Source organism: Mycobacterium sp. M26 (assembly GCF_001494595.1).
Taxonomy (GTDB): Bacteria; Actinomycetota; Actinomycetes; order Mycobacteriales; family Mycobacteriaceae; genus Mycobacterium.
On record NZ_LN929908.1, the window covers coordinates 3571428 to 3585985 of the forward strand.

At 68.0% G+C, this 14558-nt stretch carries 18 protein-coding genes; 8 read left to right on the top strand and 10 right to left on the bottom strand.

Annotated elements, in window-relative coordinates:
* Positions 1 to 125 precede the first annotated feature (125 nt).
* Entirely contained in the window at positions 126 to 1391 is a 1266-nt protein-coding gene (locus tag BN3385_RS26415; protein WP_059021428.1) for an MFS transporter, read from the bottom strand.
* Entirely contained in the window at positions 1388 to 3022 is a 1635-nt protein-coding gene (gene pgm / locus BN3385_RS26420; RefSeq protein WP_059021430.1) for a phosphoglucomutase (alpha-D-glucose-1,6-bisphosphate-dependent), read from the bottom strand. Before pgm ends, BN3385_RS26415 begins: the two co-directional genes overlap by 4 nt.
* 68 nt (positions 3023 to 3090) lie before the next feature.
* Here pgm and crcB (BN3385_RS26425) point away from each other — a divergent pair, with 68 nt between their 5' ends.
* Genes crcB (BN3385_RS26425) through BN3385_RS26435 form a run of 3 tightly spaced genes read left to right on the top strand, consistent with a single transcriptional unit; the run spans position 3091 to position 4915 of the window.
* Complete coding sequence (gene crcB / locus BN3385_RS26425; protein ID WP_059021431.1) at positions 3091 to 3489, top strand: fluoride efflux transporter CrcB; 399 nt, start codon at positions 3091 to 3093, stop codon at positions 3487 to 3489.
* Positions 3486 to 3851 carry a fluoride efflux transporter CrcB gene (gene crcB, locus BN3385_RS26430; RefSeq protein ID WP_059021433.1) on the top strand — a complete coding sequence of 122 codons (366 nt, stop codon included), beginning with the start codon at positions 3486 to 3488 and terminating at the stop codon, positions 3849 to 3851. Before crcB (BN3385_RS26425) ends, crcB (BN3385_RS26430) begins: the two co-directional genes overlap by 4 nt.
* Positions 3848 to 4915, top strand: a complete 1068-nt coding sequence (locus BN3385_RS26435; RefSeq protein WP_059021435.1) for a DUF190 domain-containing protein — start codon at positions 3848 to 3850, stop codon at positions 4913 to 4915. The genes crcB (BN3385_RS26430) and BN3385_RS26435 overlap by 4 nt, the downstream gene beginning before the upstream one ends.
* Here the strand turns inward: BN3385_RS26435 and BN3385_RS26440 are convergent.
* Genes BN3385_RS26440 through BN3385_RS26450 form a run of 3 tightly spaced genes read right to left on the bottom strand, consistent with a single transcriptional unit; the run spans position 4912 to position 6565 of the window.
* Positions 4912 to 5244: a cupin domain-containing protein gene (locus tag BN3385_RS26440; RefSeq protein WP_059021437.1), complete on the bottom strand. Its 333-nt coding sequence runs from the start codon at positions 5242 to 5244 to the stop codon at positions 4912 to 4914. The two genes, BN3385_RS26435 and BN3385_RS26440, sit on opposite strands and share 4 nt — an antisense overlap.
* A 16-nt stretch (positions 5245 to 5260) precedes the next feature.
* Entirely contained in the window at positions 5261 to 5695 is a 435-nt protein-coding gene (locus BN3385_RS26445) for a hypothetical protein (protein ID WP_059021439.1), read from the bottom strand.
* A 9-nt stretch (positions 5696 to 5704) separates the two neighbouring features.
* Positions 5705 to 6565 (bottom strand): LLM class F420-dependent oxidoreductase, encoded by an 861-nt coding sequence (locus BN3385_RS26450; protein WP_059021441.1) that lies wholly within the window; start codon positions 6563 to 6565, stop codon positions 5705 to 5707.
* 32 nt (positions 6566 to 6597) lie between these two features.
* Here BN3385_RS26450 and BN3385_RS26455 point away from each other — a divergent pair, with 32 nt between their 5' ends.
* Positions 6598 to 6792 carry a hypothetical protein gene (locus tag BN3385_RS26455; protein WP_059021443.1) on the top strand — a complete coding sequence of 65 codons (195 nt, stop codon included), beginning with the start codon at positions 6598 to 6600 and terminating at the stop codon, positions 6790 to 6792.
* Between the two features lie 4 nt (positions 6793 to 6796).
* Here the strand turns inward: BN3385_RS26455 and BN3385_RS26460 are convergent, their stop codons facing one another.
* Entirely contained in the window at positions 6797 to 7132 is a 336-nt protein-coding gene (locus BN3385_RS26460) for a hypothetical protein (protein WP_059021445.1), read from the bottom strand.
* A 102-nt stretch (positions 7133 to 7234) separates the two neighbouring features.
* On the opposite strand from BN3385_RS26460, the gene BN3385_RS26465 reads away from it, so the two are divergent.
* Together BN3385_RS26465 and BN3385_RS26470 are read left to right on the top strand one after the other, a co-directional pair.
* The gene (locus BN3385_RS26465; protein WP_059021447.1) at positions 7235 to 7732 is read left to right on the top strand and encodes a hypothetical protein; all 498 of its coding nucleotides are present in this window, start codon (positions 7235 to 7237) and stop codon (positions 7730 to 7732) included.
* A 31-nt stretch (positions 7733 to 7763) separates the two neighbouring features.
* Positions 7764 to 8165, top strand: a complete 402-nt coding sequence (locus BN3385_RS26470) for a hypothetical protein (protein WP_059021449.1) — start codon at positions 7764 to 7766, stop codon at positions 8163 to 8165.
* 23 nt (positions 8166 to 8188) lie between these two features.
* Here the strand turns inward: BN3385_RS26470 and BN3385_RS26475 are convergent, their stop codons facing one another.
* Positions 8189 to 9031, bottom strand: a complete 843-nt coding sequence (locus BN3385_RS26475) for an extracellular catalytic domain type 1 short-chain-length polyhydroxyalkanoate depolymerase (protein WP_059021451.1) — start codon at positions 9029 to 9031, stop codon at positions 8189 to 8191.
* A 216-nt stretch (positions 9032 to 9247) separates the two neighbouring features.
* Between BN3385_RS26475 and BN3385_RS26480 the strand changes: the two genes are divergently transcribed.
* Positions 9248 to 10672 carry a glycoside hydrolase family 183 protein gene (locus BN3385_RS26480; RefSeq protein WP_059021452.1) on the top strand — a complete coding sequence of 475 codons (1425 nt, stop codon included), beginning with the start codon at positions 9248 to 9250 and terminating at the stop codon, positions 10670 to 10672.
* Between the two features lie 8 nt (positions 10673 to 10680).
* On the opposite strand, the gene BN3385_RS26485 is transcribed toward BN3385_RS26480, so the two are convergent.
* Positions 10681 to 10962 carry a hypothetical protein gene (locus BN3385_RS26485; protein WP_059021454.1) on the bottom strand — a complete coding sequence of 94 codons (282 nt, stop codon included), beginning with the start codon at positions 10960 to 10962 and terminating at the stop codon, positions 10681 to 10683.
* A 247-nt stretch (positions 10963 to 11209) separates the two neighbouring features.
* Positions 11210 to 11446, bottom strand: a complete 237-nt coding sequence (locus tag BN3385_RS28430; RefSeq protein ID WP_156432893.1) for a hypothetical protein — start codon at positions 11444 to 11446, stop codon at positions 11210 to 11212.
* A gap of 97 nt (positions 11447 to 11543) precedes the next feature.
* On the opposite strand from BN3385_RS28430, the gene BN3385_RS26495 reads away from it, so the two are divergent.
* On the top strand, positions 11544 to 13793 hold the full coding sequence (locus BN3385_RS26495) for a pentapeptide repeat-containing protein (RefSeq protein ID WP_156432894.1): 2250 nt from the start codon (positions 11544 to 11546) through the stop codon (positions 13791 to 13793).
* On the opposite strand, the gene BN3385_RS26500 is transcribed toward BN3385_RS26495, so the two are convergent.
* Positions 13790 to 14533: a ribonuclease T2 family protein gene (locus BN3385_RS26500; RefSeq protein WP_082690662.1), complete on the bottom strand. Its 744-nt coding sequence runs from the start codon at positions 14531 to 14533 to the stop codon at positions 13790 to 13792. The genes BN3385_RS26495 and BN3385_RS26500 overlap by 4 nt on opposite strands.
* Positions 14534 to 14558 lie beyond the last annotated feature (25 nt).

The window sequence follows — 14558 nt, forward strand, 5'->3', positions numbered from 1 at the left end:
TACACCACCGGCACGTGCCCCTCAAAATCGCTGGTCAGCGCGGCTGGGAATGCCCAGATTGAACTCCTGCAGACCGCTACTCGCACTTTTCCGGCGTGAATGCAGTCTCGGCGGCAGGCGCCGAACTACGGCAGCTCGCCGGCCGCCTCCGGCCCCAGCGGGCGCGCCGGGGTGGGCTCCAGCGGCGGGCGATCCCGGGTTTCGGGGGCGAACATCCACCCCACCGAGGCCAGCACCAGAATCACCCCACTGAGCGCGAACGCCCACTCGTAGGACAGGTGCTGGGCGATCTGTCCCACCCCCAGCGAGCCGATAATCGACCCCAGGTCCGACATCATCTGGAACGTCGCCACTGCCGTGCCGCCGCGGGACTTGCCGATGATGTCGGCCACCGCGGCCTGCTGCGGCGAGGTGAACACGCCGGTGGCCGCACCCGCCACGAACGCCCCGGCCAGGAACAGCGGCAGCGACGTCGCCGCGCCCACCACCGCGGTCGTCAGCCCGGAGATCGCCAGGCCGGTGATCAGCAGCGGCCGGCGCCCGGTGCGGTCGGAGAACCGGCCCGACGGGATCACTGCGGCCACATTGCCGGCCGCGAAGGTGGCCACCGCCGCACCGGCGATCCCCGGCCCGCGGTGCAGCGCCTCGGTGACGAACAGCGGCACCAATGCCACCCGCAGCCCGAAAGCCGACCACCCGGTGGCGAAGTTCGACAGCAGCGCCGCCCGGTAGGCCGGGTGGCGCAGGGCGACGCGCACCGTGACGGTCAGCTCATCGCTTGGGGCCGGCGCGGCCAGCTGGGAGTGACGCAGGCTGATGAACACCACTGTGGCGGCGATCAGCAGGGCCGCGCCGTAGATGAGGAAGGGTGCGGCCAGCCCCAGCCCCACGGTGAGGCTGCCCAGCAGGGGGCCGGCCACCGAGCCCACCAGGAAGGCACTGGAGAACATGCCGGCCACCCGGCCGCGGGCGTTGTGTGGGCTGATCCGGATCATCAGGCCCAGTGCCGAGACGAAGAACATCGTCGAGCCGATCCCGCCCAGCGCCCGGAACACCAGCAGCTGCCAGTAGGTGTGAGCGAACGCGCAGGCGCCCGTCGACAACGCGACGATGATCAGGCCGCTGACGTAGATCGGCCGCTCCCCCAGCCGCTGCACCAACATGCCCGATGCCGGGGCGAACAGCAGCCGCATCAACGCGAAGGCCGTGATGACGAAGGTGGCCGCGCTGATGCTGACGCCGAAGTTGCGGGCGAAGTGCGGCAGCACCGGCGCCACCACCCCATAACCGAGGGCGATGACGACGTTGGCCGCGATCAGGACCCAGACCTCACGCGGAAGCCTGTCCTCTACTTCATCAGCGGGACAGTCCCCCTCGGCGACGGAACTCACGAGATGACTGTATTCACCACTTCCCGGGCCGCTTCCTGGACCTCCGCCAGATGCTCGGGACCCTTGAAAGACTCGGCGTAGATCTTGTAGACGTCCTCGGTGCCCGACGGGCGTGCGGCGAACCAGCCGTCTGCCGTGGTCACCTTCAACCCGCCGAGCGCGGCGCCGTTACCGGGTGCGGTGGTGAGCTTGGCGGTGATCGGTTCACCGGCCAGTTCGGTGGCGCTGACCTGATCCGGGGACAGTTTGGACAGCCGGGCCTTCTGCTCCCGGTTGGCCGGCGCATCCACCCGGGCGTAGACCGGCGCCCCGTACTTGGCGGCCAGCTCCGCATAGCGCTGCGAGGGCGAGCTACCGGTGACGGCCTGGATCTCCGAGGCCAACAGCGCCAGGATGATGCCGTCCTTGTCGGTAGTCCACACCGAACCGTCGCGGCGCAGGAACGATGCTCCCGCCGACTCCTCGCCGCCGAAACCGATTGTGCCGCTGATCAATCCGTCGACGAACCACTTGAACCCAACCGGCACCTCGATCAGCTTGCGGCCCAGCCCGGCCACCACCCGGTCGATGATCGAGGAGCTCACCGCGGTCTTGCCCACCGCCACGCTGCCCGGCCAGTCCGGCCGGTGCGAGTACAGATAGTCGATCGCCACCGCCAGGTAGTGGTTGGGGTTCATCAGGCCACCGTCAGGGGTGACGATGCCGTGCCGGTCGGAGTCGGCGTCATTGCCGGTGGCGATCTGGTAGGCATCCCGGTTGGCGATCAGCGAGGCCATCGCATTGGGTGAGCTGCAGTCCATCCGGATCTTGCCGTCGGTGTCCAGGGTCATGAATCGCCAGGTGGCGTCGACCAGCGGGTTGACCACCGTCAGATCCAGGTTGTGCCGTTCGGCGATCGCACCCCAGTAGTCGACGCTGGCCCCACCCAGCGGGTCGGCCCCGATCCGGATCTTCTCGGCGCGGATGGCGTGGATGTCCACGACGTTGGGTAGGTCGGTGATGTACGCGTCGAGGTAGTCGTGGCGCTGCGCGGTCTGCAATGCCCGGGCCAGGGGAATACGCTTCACCTCGGCCAGGCCCCCGCGCAGGATCTCGTTGGCGCGCTTGGCGATTGCGCCGGTGGCATCGGTGTCGGCCGGGCCACCGTTAAGCGGGTTGTACTTGAACCCGCCATCACGCGGCGGGTTGTGCGACGGGGTGACGACGATGCCGTCGGCCAGATCGCTGCTGCGGCCCCGGTTGTAGGCCAGGATCGCGTGGCTGACGGCCGGGGTCGGGGTATAGCGGTCGGCCGAATCGATCAGCGCCACAACATCGTTGGCGGCCAGCACTTCCAGCGCCGACACCCAGGCCGGTTCGGACAGTCCGTGGGTGTCGCGACCGATGAACAGTGGCCCGGTGGTGCCCTGCCCAGCTCGGTACTCCACAATCGCTTGCGTGGTGGCCAGAATGTGCGCCTCGTTGAACGCCCCGTCCAGACTGGAGCCCCGATGACCCGAGGTGCCGAACACGACCTGCTGGTCGATGTTGTCCGGGTCCGGTTGCACCGTGTAGTACGCGGTGACCAGATGGGGCAGATCGACAAGGTCTTCGGGAAGCGCCGGCTTACCGGCGCGGGGGTTAGCCGCCATGGGACCCAATTCTGCCCGCCACGGGCGATACTGGCTCGCGGATTCACTGACGGTTAAGGGGGTAGCCCGTGTTCGGCCATGACAACCGCGAATTGGCGGCGGTCTTCGCCGGCGGCGCGATCGGCACCGCCGCCCGCGCGGCGCTGGCCACCCTGGCTGTCCCCGATCCGGCCCACTGGCCCTGGCCCACCTTCGTGGTCAACATCGTCGGGGCGTTCCTGCTGGGCTACTTCACCACCCGCCTGCTGGAGCGGTTGCCGGTCTCGAGCTACCGCCGCCCACTGCTGGGCACCGGCCTGTGCGGCGGGTTGACGACGTTCTCCACCATGCAGGTCGAGACGGTGCGGATGATCGAGCACCAGCACTACGGTCTGGCGGTCGGCTACACCGCGGCCAGCATCGCCGCCGGCCTGCTGGCGGTCTACGCCGCGACGGTCATGGTGCGCCGGGTCAGGATCCGGGCATGAACGTCGCGGTGTGGGCCGGTGTGCTGGTCATCGGCGGGCTCGGATCGGTGGCCCGCTTCATGGTCGACAAGGCCGTCGCCCGCCGCGCGGCGCGGTCCTTCCCGTTCGGCACCCTGACCGTCAACATCTCCGGTGCGGTCTTGCTGGGGTTCATCACCGGGCTGACGCTCAGCCACGCAGCCGCCCTGCTGGCCGGCACCGCGTTCGTCGGCGCCTACACCACCTTCTCCACCTGGATGCTGGAAACGCAGCGCCTCACCGAGGAGCGGCAGATCAAGCCGGCGGTGGCCAACCTCGTCGTCAGCGTGGCGCTGGGTCTGCCCGCCGCCATGCTCGGCCAGTGGATCGCGAGCCTGTTATGACCTATCTCAAGCTGACCACCTATTTCGGTGAGCGCGCACGGGCGGGCTCACAGTTCCTGGCCGAGGCCCTGCTCGACATGTACGACGAGCACGAGGTGGCCGCCAGCGTGCTGCTGCGCGGGATCGCCAGTTTCGGCCCGCGCCATGTCATTCGCAGCGACGAGTCGCTGACCCTCTCGGAGGATCCGCCGGTGGCACTGGCCGCCGTGGACACCGAGGAGGTGATCGGTGCGCTGATCGCCGAGGCGGTCGAGATGACCCCGCGGGGTCTGATCACCCTGGAACGGGCACACCTGCTCAGCAGTGATCTGGCACAGGCTCCGCTGCCCGACGGCGACGCCGTCAAGCTCACGATCTATATCGGCCGGCGGCGCCGGGTGAACGGCCAGCCGGGCTACTACGCGGTGTGCGATCTGCTGCACCAGAGCGGGTTCGCCGGCGCCACCGTGTTCCTCGGCGTCGACGGCACCGCCCACGGCCACCGCCGCCGCGCTCACTTCTTCAGCCGCAATGTCGACGTGCCGATCATGATCATCGCGATCGGCACCAGCGCGCAGGTGCAGCAGGTACTCCCCGGCCTTGAAGCCGTGCTGTATCAGCCGCTGGTCACCGTCGAGCGGGTCCGGGTGTGCAAACGCGACGGCCAGTTGCTGGACCGTCCACCAGCACTGCCCGCGGTCGACGCCCACGGCCGCGAACTACGCCAGAAGCTGATGATCTACACCTCGGAGTCCAGTCACTACGACGGCGCCCCGATCCACCGTGCGCTGGTGCGCAAGCTCTGGGAGTCCGAGACTGTCAGCGGCGCAACGGTATTGCGCGGCATCTGGGGTTTCCACGGCGACCACAAGCCGCACGGCGACAAGCTCATCCAGTACGGCCGCCAGGTGCCGGTGACCACGATCGTCGTCGACACCCCCGAGGTCATCGCCGGGTGCTTCGACCTGATCGATGAGGTGACGGGCACCCATGGCCTGGTGACCTGCGAGATGGTGCCCGCGCTGTTGATGCTCGACGGCGGACAGCGCCGCGGCGCCACCGATCTGGCCGACTACCGTTACTAGCTGTCGGCCAGCACGGTCAGCAGGATCACCGAGTCGTCGGCGGCGTGCAGGCCGTGGCGCTCCCGCGGCACCACCAGCAGATCGCCCGGCAGGCCGTCCCAGCTGTCGTCGGCGGTGCTGAGCTGGACGTGACCGCGCAACACCTGCAGGGTGGTTTCCCCCGGGCTCTGGTGCTCGCTGAGATCCGATCCGGCCGCCAGGGCGATCAGGGTCTGCCGAAGCTGATGATCATGCCCGCCGTGCACGGTGTGGGCCGACCGGCCGCTCTTGGCCGACCGCGCCGCACTGAGGTGCTCGTCGGCGAGCTGGGACAGGGACACGAATTCCATCACAACCTCCGAAGATTCACGCGCCGAGCAGCAGGACGCCGCCGACCAGCAGGGCCGCCACCTTGACGACCTCGAACCCGACATAGACGAAGTGGGCATGCGAACGACCGGACTCGGCCTGGCCGGCGTCAGCGAGCACCGCATCCGAGCGGCGCGTCAGCGCCGGGCGCACCCCGATCACCTGGACGAGCAGCGCACCGATGGCCACCAGCGCCGCCGCTGTGATCGCGCCACTGGGCCGGCCCACCACCAGCGCCACGACGACCACCGCCGCCAGCACGATCTCGCACGCGTTGAGCGCCCGGAACACCAGCCGCCCGATGCCCAGGCCCAGCGGGATCGTCACGCCGGGCGCACGGAACTTCAACGGTGCTTCGAGGAACGAAATGGCCAGCACCATGCCCAGCCACACGAAAATCGCTGCGACCGCGACCGCCACCCAGGTGTCCACGACTCCCCCTCACTGCCACACTGCGGCGAGACCCCCCACCCATTCTGCAGCCTGCGTCGCATCCTCCGGCGGCGAGGCCACCAGAACGAGTTCGTCCACGCCTAACTCTGCCAGCCGCCCGGCATCAGACGGGTGCGGATCGACCAGGGCAACGGCGACGTACAGATCACCGATGTCGCGGCCGGCCTGCGCGCAGAAGGCGGCCAGCGTGCCGAGCTTGTCGGCGACGTCGTCGCAGTCACGCAGGTTGAACCCGTACCACCCGTCACCCCACTGCGCGACCCGGCGCAGCGCGGGCTCACTGTTGCCGCCCAACAGAATTGGGATCCGCCGATCACGCACCGGTTTGGGGTTCACCCGGATTCCGGCAAAGGAGGCGAATTCACCGGTGTACGTGGCAACATCGTCGCGCCACAGCGTGCGCATAGCCGCGACGTAGTCGGCGGTGCGAGCGGCCCGGCGTTCGAAGGGAACACCGAGGGCATCGAATTCCTCACGCGACCAACCGATTCCGATGCCCAGCGAGAACCGGCCGCCACTGAGCTTGTCGAGGCTGGCAGCCTGCTTGGCGACGATCACCGGGTTGTGCTCCGGCAGCAGCAGCACGCCGGTCGCCAGCCCGATGCTGGTGGTCGCCGCCGCCGCGAAGGACAGCCCGATCATCGGGTCGATCCAGTCGGCGACCGCCGGAACCGCGATCTGTCCGTCGTCGGCGTACGGGTAACGCGACGCGGAGTCGTCGACCATGACCACGTGCTCACCGGACCACAAGGTGACGAAGCCGTGCGTCTCGGCGGCGCGAGCGACGGTCTCGATGACGGCCCGCTCGGAGCCCGAACCGATACCCAGTGCGTGCAGGCCGATTCGCATGCCTCGCATCATGGCACGGGCATCATGGGCTGGTGGGCGATGATGCGGTAGCGGTATTGCAGCGCTGGCAGGATGCCGGGGCCCGCTGGTCGGTGATCGCCCGCCACGGCGCTTCGGTGACGGTGGGGCTCTATCGCTGCGACGGCGGCGAGGAGGTGGATCGGATCATCTCCGACGATCCGCGCCTGCTGGCGTTTCTCGCTGATCGACTCAGCAGCGACGACTAAAGCCTCAGAGCTGGATGAAGCCGCCGTTCCACCAGACACCCCACGCGGGCAGGTCGGGGTTCCACACCACCGGCAGCCACGGCGCCCACACCGGCGGCGGGGGCGGCGGGGGTGCCCACACCGGAATCACACCGTCGATGTCTCCGCGGTGTCCGGGCGGCGGCAGATAGCCCTGCCCGGGCGGCAGCGGATTACCTGGTGCGCCGACGTTCACCCCAGGGCCGCCGGGAATCCACGGCGGTCCGGGCTGGCCAGGCGGGTCCGCGTGTGCAGCACCGGCTGCGAAGCCGAGTGCGGCCGCCGCCAGCACGCCGGCCGCGGCGATGTTTTTCCACGTCATATCGGTTACTCCTGGATCGGGCCTGCTCACCGGCAGGACACACCACGACCCCCTTCGAACAGGTTCTGTACCCGGGCGGCGCCGTCGGGTAAACACGGCGGTATGCGAGGCATCGGGTGGGTGGTGGTCGGGTGTGCACTGATGCTCGCGGCGTGCGGCGCCCGCCCGGACACCACCGCAACGCCGAGCCCGACGTCCTCCACTGCGTCCTCGACGCCCACGACTGCCAGCACGACGGTGGCCGCCGCTCCGGTCCAGCGCACCGTGCGCTGGGTGGATCTACAGCCCGGTGATTGCCTGGCCGACCCGCCGCCCAGCGACCCGGCCGTGGTGATGGTGACCGTGATCGACTGTGCCGCGCCCCATCAGGCCGAAACGTTTCTGCGGGCGCCCATTCCGGTCAACGACGCGCTGACCGACGTCGGCAACCAGCAATGCGGTGCCGGGTTGACGGCCTACACCGGCGGCGGGCCATACACGATCAGCTACCTCATCGACTCCGAGCAGGACCGCACGTCCAACAACCCGTACCCGAGCACCGTGATCTGCCTGCTGCAGGCCCCCGGTGGACAGTCGCTGACCGGATCCGCGCGCCGCTGAGCTTGTCGGTACCCGCCGCTACCGTGGCGCGATGGCCCAGGTGTTCGAAGCGACGTGGTTCTTCCTGCCGGGTATACCGCCCTATGCGGTCTGCGACGACCTGGAGGCGTTGGCCGCGTGGGCACATGAACACCTGCCCCGGCAGGGCAAGCGGGCCCGCCCACTGCTGGTCGGCGACGACAGGTCGCTGTGGTTCCTGCAGTCCGACGGCAGCCTGAGCGCCATCTCGCGGATCCGCCGGTCGTGGCGCTTCCCCAGTGCCAGCGACGCCTACTGGCGGGCCCGGGAAGGCCTTGACGCATGGAATCAACGCCCACACCCGCCGCACACACCGGAACGCCGCAGACACATCCCGATCGTGGTCAGTACGCTGAGCGCCGACGAACACGGCTATCTGCAGTGGCTGGAGGACAACTGGCAGTCGGTTGACTGAGCAGTATTGCCGCCCAGAGCTTTTCAGGCCACGGAGGAGAAGAACTGTCCGGTGGCCGCCGAGGCGTTGAAGGCCGGGCCGACCGGCCACACATGTCCGCCGCCGTCGACGCTGACGAATTCGACCCGGGTCCCACCGGCGCATCCGGTGGCCATGAATCCGCTGGGGTCGGGTGCGGGTGGGGCCGGGCAGTTGTCAAGTGCGCGCCACCGCTCGGCCATCGAGGGTGCGCTCACGATGTCGCTGGGACCGCCGCGGCCGACCATGGCCCCGCCGGTGTAGGGCACCACCGGATCGGCGGTGCCGTGGACGGCCAGGACCGATACCGGCCGCGACGGGTTGCACCCGATGCTCATGCTCAGTGTCCCGGCCACCGGTGCGACCGCCGACACCAGATCGGCACGCTCACACGCCAACCGGTTGGCCATGAAGGCGCCCGCTGACATCCCGGTGACGAACACCCGGCCAGGCGGGATGGCGAAGTCCCGGCTGAGTTGCGCGATGAGGGCGGCCAGGAAACCCACATCGTCGACACCCTCACGGTCGGGTAGCGAGGCGCCGCGACCGTCAGCCCAGCTCATGTCGATGCCGTCGGGATAGGCCACCACGAACCCGTACTGGTCCGCGACGGCGTTGTAGTTGGTCACCCCGGCCTGCACGGCTCCGGTCTGCCCGGCACCGTGCAGATTGATCACCAGCCCGGCGGGTTGGGTCAGGCCGGGCGGCACGTGCAGGACGTAGGTGCGCTGCAGGCCACCGAAGGTCAGGGCACCGGGCGGGTCACCGGGTGCGGCCGACGCCGGCGCCACCGCAACGGCAGCGCTGACGAACAACGCAGCCACCAGTGCTGTCGTACGCGCGATCACGCTCCCAGTGTGCCTAGCGCGACGGGGAAGTTGGCCAAACGTCGAATTTTCGTGGCCGGAAGTTCGCCCGCTGGTCACCGCGCACGGTGGTTGCGACACGGTCACGGATGGATACCTTTTCGTGCATCACTGATCACAGCAGCCTCAACAGTCCCTATCGTCACATGGATCAATCCTCGGCGTCTCCCGCGACGTCTCACCCCCGAAAGGTGTGCTGTGGCGCCGCGTCTCCGCATCCCCGCGCGACCGACGGCCTCGGTGCTTGTCCTGGGTCTGTGCGCGTCGCTGTGCACCGCCCCGCCCGCGTCGGCCGAGCCATGCCAGGGCGCCTCGGCAGAAGCGCAGCCACTGCCCAACCAGGCCTTCGAGATTCCGAACCCGTCGCGGATCGCCCCGTTCGACCGTCCGATCGGCCATAAGCCGGCCGGTGCCAACGACGAGGCCCCGCTGCCCAAGCTCGGCCAGTTGCCGTTGGCGATCATCAAGGCGCTCATACCCAATTCGGGTCAGGTGCAAAAGCAGGCTGCGGTCACGCCCGTACAGCCCGGCACCGCCACCACCCAGACCCCGCCGGTCGCCCAACAGGCGCCGGCACCTGCGGCCGCTGCCCAGCCCGCACCGTCGACCGCGCCGGCCGGGACCTCGCTCGTCGGCTGGGTCACCGGACCGGACAGTCCCAACCGCACGGTGCAGCGTTTCGCCATCACTGGCACCGACCTCGGAATCATGTGGGACAACGGCGATCCCGCCAACCAGCAGGTGCTAATGGCGTTCGGCGACACCAACGGCTTCTGCATGATCCCCGGCAAGCAGTGGCGCTACAACGTGCTGTTCCGCACCTCGGACCGGTCGCTGGCCAACACCATCACGGTGGCCGACGGGGTGCCGGGCAACCCGTACTCCGGCTCGCCGGTGTGGCGTCAGGGCATCTCCAAGCAGGTGATCAACAGCATCAACGCCGCACCCGAAGAGACCGGCATCATCCCGACCGCTGGTGTCGGCTTCGGCGGCAAGCAGTTCATGAACTTCATGTCGATCAGAAGCTGGGACGCCAACGGCGCCTGGAGCACGAACTACTCGGCGATCGCGGTCTCGGGCGACAACGGTGAGACCTGGGGGGTGTATCCCAACACCGTGCGCACCCCGGGCGGCGGCAACGAGAACTTCCAGATGGGCGCTTTCCTGAAGCCCGGCCCCGGCGATCCGTACCTCTACACGTTCGGCACGCCCAACGGGCGCAGCGGTTCGGCGTTCATCGCGCGGGTCCAACCGGCCTACATCCCTGATCTGAGCAAGTACGAGTACTGGAGTTCGGGCAGCAACTCGTGGGTTCCGGGCAATCCGGCGGCGGCGACTCCCGTCATCCCCGGACCGGTCGGCGAGATGTCGGCTCAGTTCAACACCTATCTCAAGCAGTATCTGGTGCTGTACTGCAACGGCAACAACGATGTCGTGATGCGGACGGCGCCGGCGCCGCAGGGGCCATGGGGACCTGAGCAGATGCTGGTGTCCTCCATGCAATTCCCCGGCGGCATCTACGCGCCGTTCCTGCATCCCTGGTCGACGGGCCGCGAGCTGTACTACAACCTCTCGCTGTGGTCGGCGTACAACGTGATGCTGATGCACACCGTGCTGCCCTGATCTCAGACCTAGTTGGTCGGATCAGTCGTCGGCGCGGCCGGGCCCTTGGAGTACTGGGTGAGGAACGCGAACGCCGACACCCCGGCGACGACACCGATGACGCCCCAGAGGATCACCGAGAAGATCAGCGAACCGAACAGGAAGTCGTAGGTCAGCGCGAGGTAGAGCGCCCACACCACCCGGTAGGCGCACCACAGCGCCACCAGCCCGGAGCTGATGCCGATGGCGAGGCTCTTCTGGCGGTCCACGCGGGCGATCTGCTGCTCGACGTTGGGGGGCAGGATCTTCATCTGTCGTCCTTTCAGGATGCGACGCCGGACTGGCGTCGGCTGGCCAAGTCCATCCCCCTCACCGGGCTACCGATACCAAGAATGTGACGGCTGCAGCCTTGCGGTTGTATTTGACGACGACGTCACGCTACTGTTCGCAAACCTTCTCGCTGCGGGCGCAACGACGTGCCCACAGCAAAGCCGCCGATCTCGGGAGTGCAAACGTGGACAAGCCATTGGATGGCTTACGAGGGGTAAACAGCAATCCTCAGCCGGCCATCCGGTGGCTGCGGGCCGGTGTTGCTGCGGCCGGTGTCGGCGCCGCGATCGTGTTCAGCACACCCGGGATCGCCCACGCCGACGACACCTCCGATCCGTCGACCACCGCCTCCAAGTCCGCAGGACATTCCAAACGCCCCCACTCGGCCGCGGACTCGAAAGCCAAGCCGGCGGACGCCCAGGGTGCCACCACATCCCAGGGCCGATCGGGACGTGCGACCGGCACCGGTAGCGAACCCGACACACAGCAGGCGACGGAAAGCACTGCGCCTTCCCGCATTTCGTCTGCAAGGACCCGGCAGCGGACCGCACTCACCGCACCGGTGACGACCGTTCACACAACTCCGCGCAGCGACGTGTCAGCGGCGACACCAGCCGCGACCGCCGCTGCCACCGACCTTGTCGCGGCATCGAGCACAGTGACCACCACCGCCGTGCGCACTACGGCGCCTGCCGCGCTGTCGGCGAGTGTGAGCACCTCTCCGATCGCCACAGTGGTGCGCACGTTCCTGGACTCGGCCACCAACTGGTTGTCGACTCTCCCCTCGAACCCGGTCACCGATTTCGTCCAGGGCGCGTTGCTGCTGGTTCGTCGCCACCTCTTCCTCGGCGATGGCGCCGCCAAGACTCCCCCGGCCTGTGTTGCCACCAAGAACTGCTCCGGCCAAGATTTCTCCGGGCAGAACCTGGCCGGCCTGGACCTGACCAGGGTGAACTTCACCGGCGCAAACCTCACCGACACCAACCTCACCCAGGCCAACCTGACCGAGGCCAACTTCCACGACGCCACACTCACCGATGCAAACCTGTCGAGTGCCTATGGCTACGGCGCCAATCTGAGCCAGGCCGACGTCAGCAGCGCCAACATGTCCGGCATGTTGCTCTACGGCGCCAACCTGACCGGTGCAGACCTGACCGGATCAGATCTGAGCAACGCGTTCGCGTGGCGTGCGACGTTCACGGGCGCGGATCTGACCGGAGCCATCCTGACCGGGATCGGACTGCGCGACGCCAACATGGCCGGGGCCATCCTGACCGATGCCACGCTGTCGCGGGCCGATGCACGGAATGTGAACCTCAACAGCGCTGTCCTGGACGGTGCGCTGCTGGACAACGCGGATCTCACCGGCGCTCGCCTCATCGGCGCCAGCCTGAAGAAGGCGGACCTTTCCGACGCCACCTTGACCAACGCCAACCTGAAAAACGCCGTCCTGACGAAAGCCACCCTGAACGACGCCACCGTGTACGGCGCCTCGCTGCAGGGCGCTGACCTCACCGACGCGACGCTGCAGGGCGCGGATCTGACCACTGCGGATCTCAATCACGCGAAGCTCGAACAGACCGACTTCACCGGGGCGACCCTTCGGCTGGCCAACCTCTCGAGTGCCGACCTCTCCGAGGCAAACCTGACAAATGCGAACCTGCGGAGTGCCACCCTGCTGGGTGCCACGCTCTCCGGGGTGACGGCCAATGGCGCCAGCTTCATCAACGCCAATCTGGCCAATGCCGACCTCCGGCAGGCCGTCCTGGGTAATGCGAACCTGCGCAGCGCAAACCTTCAGGGCACCAACCTGTCTCAAGCCAACCTCTCCCAAGCTGTGCTGCAAGACGTCAACGCCAACGGCGCGAACTTGAGCCAGGCCAATCTCTCCGGTGCGGATCTCACCGACGCATCGCTGCGAGGCGCCGACCTGACCCTGGCCAACCTCAGCACGGCGAACGCCCAGGGGACGGATTTCACCAACGCGATCTTCAAGGACTCGACGCTGCGGGGTACCAACCTGCGGAATGCGACGTTGATCAACGCCGACCTGCGAGACGCCGACCTCAGCGGAGCCACGTTTAACAACACCAACTTTCAGGGCGCCAACATGTCCGGCGCGGCGCTGGCCGGACTGAATCTGCGCGGGGCCAGCCTGACGCAGGTCAATCTGACCGGAGCCGACCTCAGCGGTGCAAACCTCACCGGCGTCGACCTGGAGGGGGCGAACCTCACCAATGCCGACCTGTCCGGAGCCGACCTGGCGCAGGCCGACCTGACCGGGGTGATCGGCAGCGGAGCGAACCTGGAAGAAGCCGACGCGACCGGAGCCAACCTGACCGGTGCCAAGCTGGACAACACCGGCCTCGGTAATGCCAAGTTCGTCAATGCCATCCTGATCAACGCCGACCTCAGTGGCGCCCAAGGCCTGGAAACCAACTTCATCGGGGCGAACCTGACCGGGGCGAACCTGACCGGCGCCGCACTGACCGCTCCGATCGCGACGAACGCGAACTTCACCTCGGCCATCCTGGACGGCGCCAACCTGCAACTGGCGCGTCTGGAGAATGCGAACTTCACCGGCGCCTCGCTGGTGGGTACCAATCTGACTGGCGCCAAACTGATGTCGGCCGACATGACCAAGGCCAATCTCACCGGCGCCATCTTGACCGGGGCGATCCTGACCGGAGTGATCTGGGACCAGACCACCTGCCCGGATGGTCAGGTCCGCGACAGTTGCGGGCCGGCCGCCGGTGCTGCGGTCAGCTCGGCCGCAGCGCTGTCACCGGTCACCGAGGCGAGACGCGACTAGCGCGGCACACTCCCCCGCCGGCAGCCGCCGGAAAGCGTTGGGCCCTTGGCGATCACGTCACGCAGTGAGACATCCGGCACCTGTGCCAGATCGGCCACGGACGGCAGCGACAGCCTGACCTCGTAGGCGAGCGGCCCGCGGTCGGTGTCACGACAGATCAGCATTACCCGCTTGCCCGCTCCGGCTGAGAGCCCGGCGTCCAGGGCGGCCCGGATCGCCTCGATCGTTACCCGGCCGTCGGCGGTGCGAAAGACCGGATCCAGGATGGCGCCGGCCTGCTCGGCCAGTGTCGACGAGACGCGGAAGTATTCGGTCGCGCTGACCCCCGAACAGCTGCCGTGGGTCTTCCACTCGTGGGGAGCCATGATGCCGACGTCGGACATCTTCGACTGCAGGTCGTCGGTGAGATCAGCCGGCAGCTGGAGCGAGGGCAGATCTCGTTGGCCACTGGGCAGCGGGCAGTACTGCTCGCTGGTGGGTTGCGGCCACAGGCCGTGCAGGATCAGGGTTGGGCCCAGCCCCTTGACATGACCGCTACGGCACCCCGGGTTGGACCGTTCCACCGAGCACAGGCTCGGACCCCAGGTCACCACGAGCAGGCTCGACGTGCTGGTGGATGCCGTTGCCGGCGTGCGGTTGTCCCGGTTGGAGTAGAGCAGCGCGACCACAACGACGGCGACGAGGACCAGGACGACCGGGACGCCGAGCGCCCACCGACGGCTTCGATTCCGAGTACGCATGGGACGGATGGCTTCTACCGGTCGC

Excerpts from the sequence above, each read along its gene's own strand:
- pgm (WP_059021430.1), bottom strand. The coding sequence starts at position 3,022 with ATGGCGGCTAACCCCCGCGCCGGTAAGCCGGCGCTTCCCGAAGACCTT.
- crcB (WP_059021433.1), top strand. The coding sequence starts at position 3,486 with ATGAACGTCGCGGTGTGGGCCGGTGTGCTGGTCATCGGCGGGCTCGGA.
- BN3385_RS26435 (WP_059021435.1), top strand. The coding sequence starts at position 3,848 with ATGACCTATCTCAAGCTGACCACCTATTTCGGTGAGCGCGCACGGGCG.
- BN3385_RS26440 (WP_059021437.1), bottom strand. The coding sequence starts at position 5,244 with ATGGAATTCGTGTCCCTGTCCCAGCTCGCCGACGAGCACCTCAGTGCG.
- BN3385_RS26450 (WP_059021441.1), bottom strand. The coding sequence starts at position 6,565 with ATGCGAATCGGCCTGCACGCACTGGGTATCGGTTCGGGCTCCGAGCGG.
- BN3385_RS26460 (WP_059021445.1), bottom strand. The coding sequence starts at position 7,132 with ATGACGTGGAAAAACATCGCCGCGGCCGGCGTGCTGGCGGCGGCCGCA.
- BN3385_RS26465 (WP_059021447.1), top strand. The coding sequence starts at position 7,235 with ATGCGAGGCATCGGGTGGGTGGTGGTCGGGTGTGCACTGATGCTCGCG.
- BN3385_RS26470 (WP_059021449.1), top strand. The coding sequence starts at position 7,764 with ATGGCCCAGGTGTTCGAAGCGACGTGGTTCTTCCTGCCGGGTATACCG.
- BN3385_RS26485 (WP_059021454.1), bottom strand. The coding sequence starts at position 10,962 with ATGAAGATCCTGCCCCCCAACGTCGAGCAGCAGATCGCCCGCGTGGAC.
- BN3385_RS26500 (WP_082690662.1), bottom strand. The coding sequence starts at position 14,533 with ATGCGTACTCGGAATCGAAGCCGTCGGTGGGCGCTCGGCGTCCCGGTC.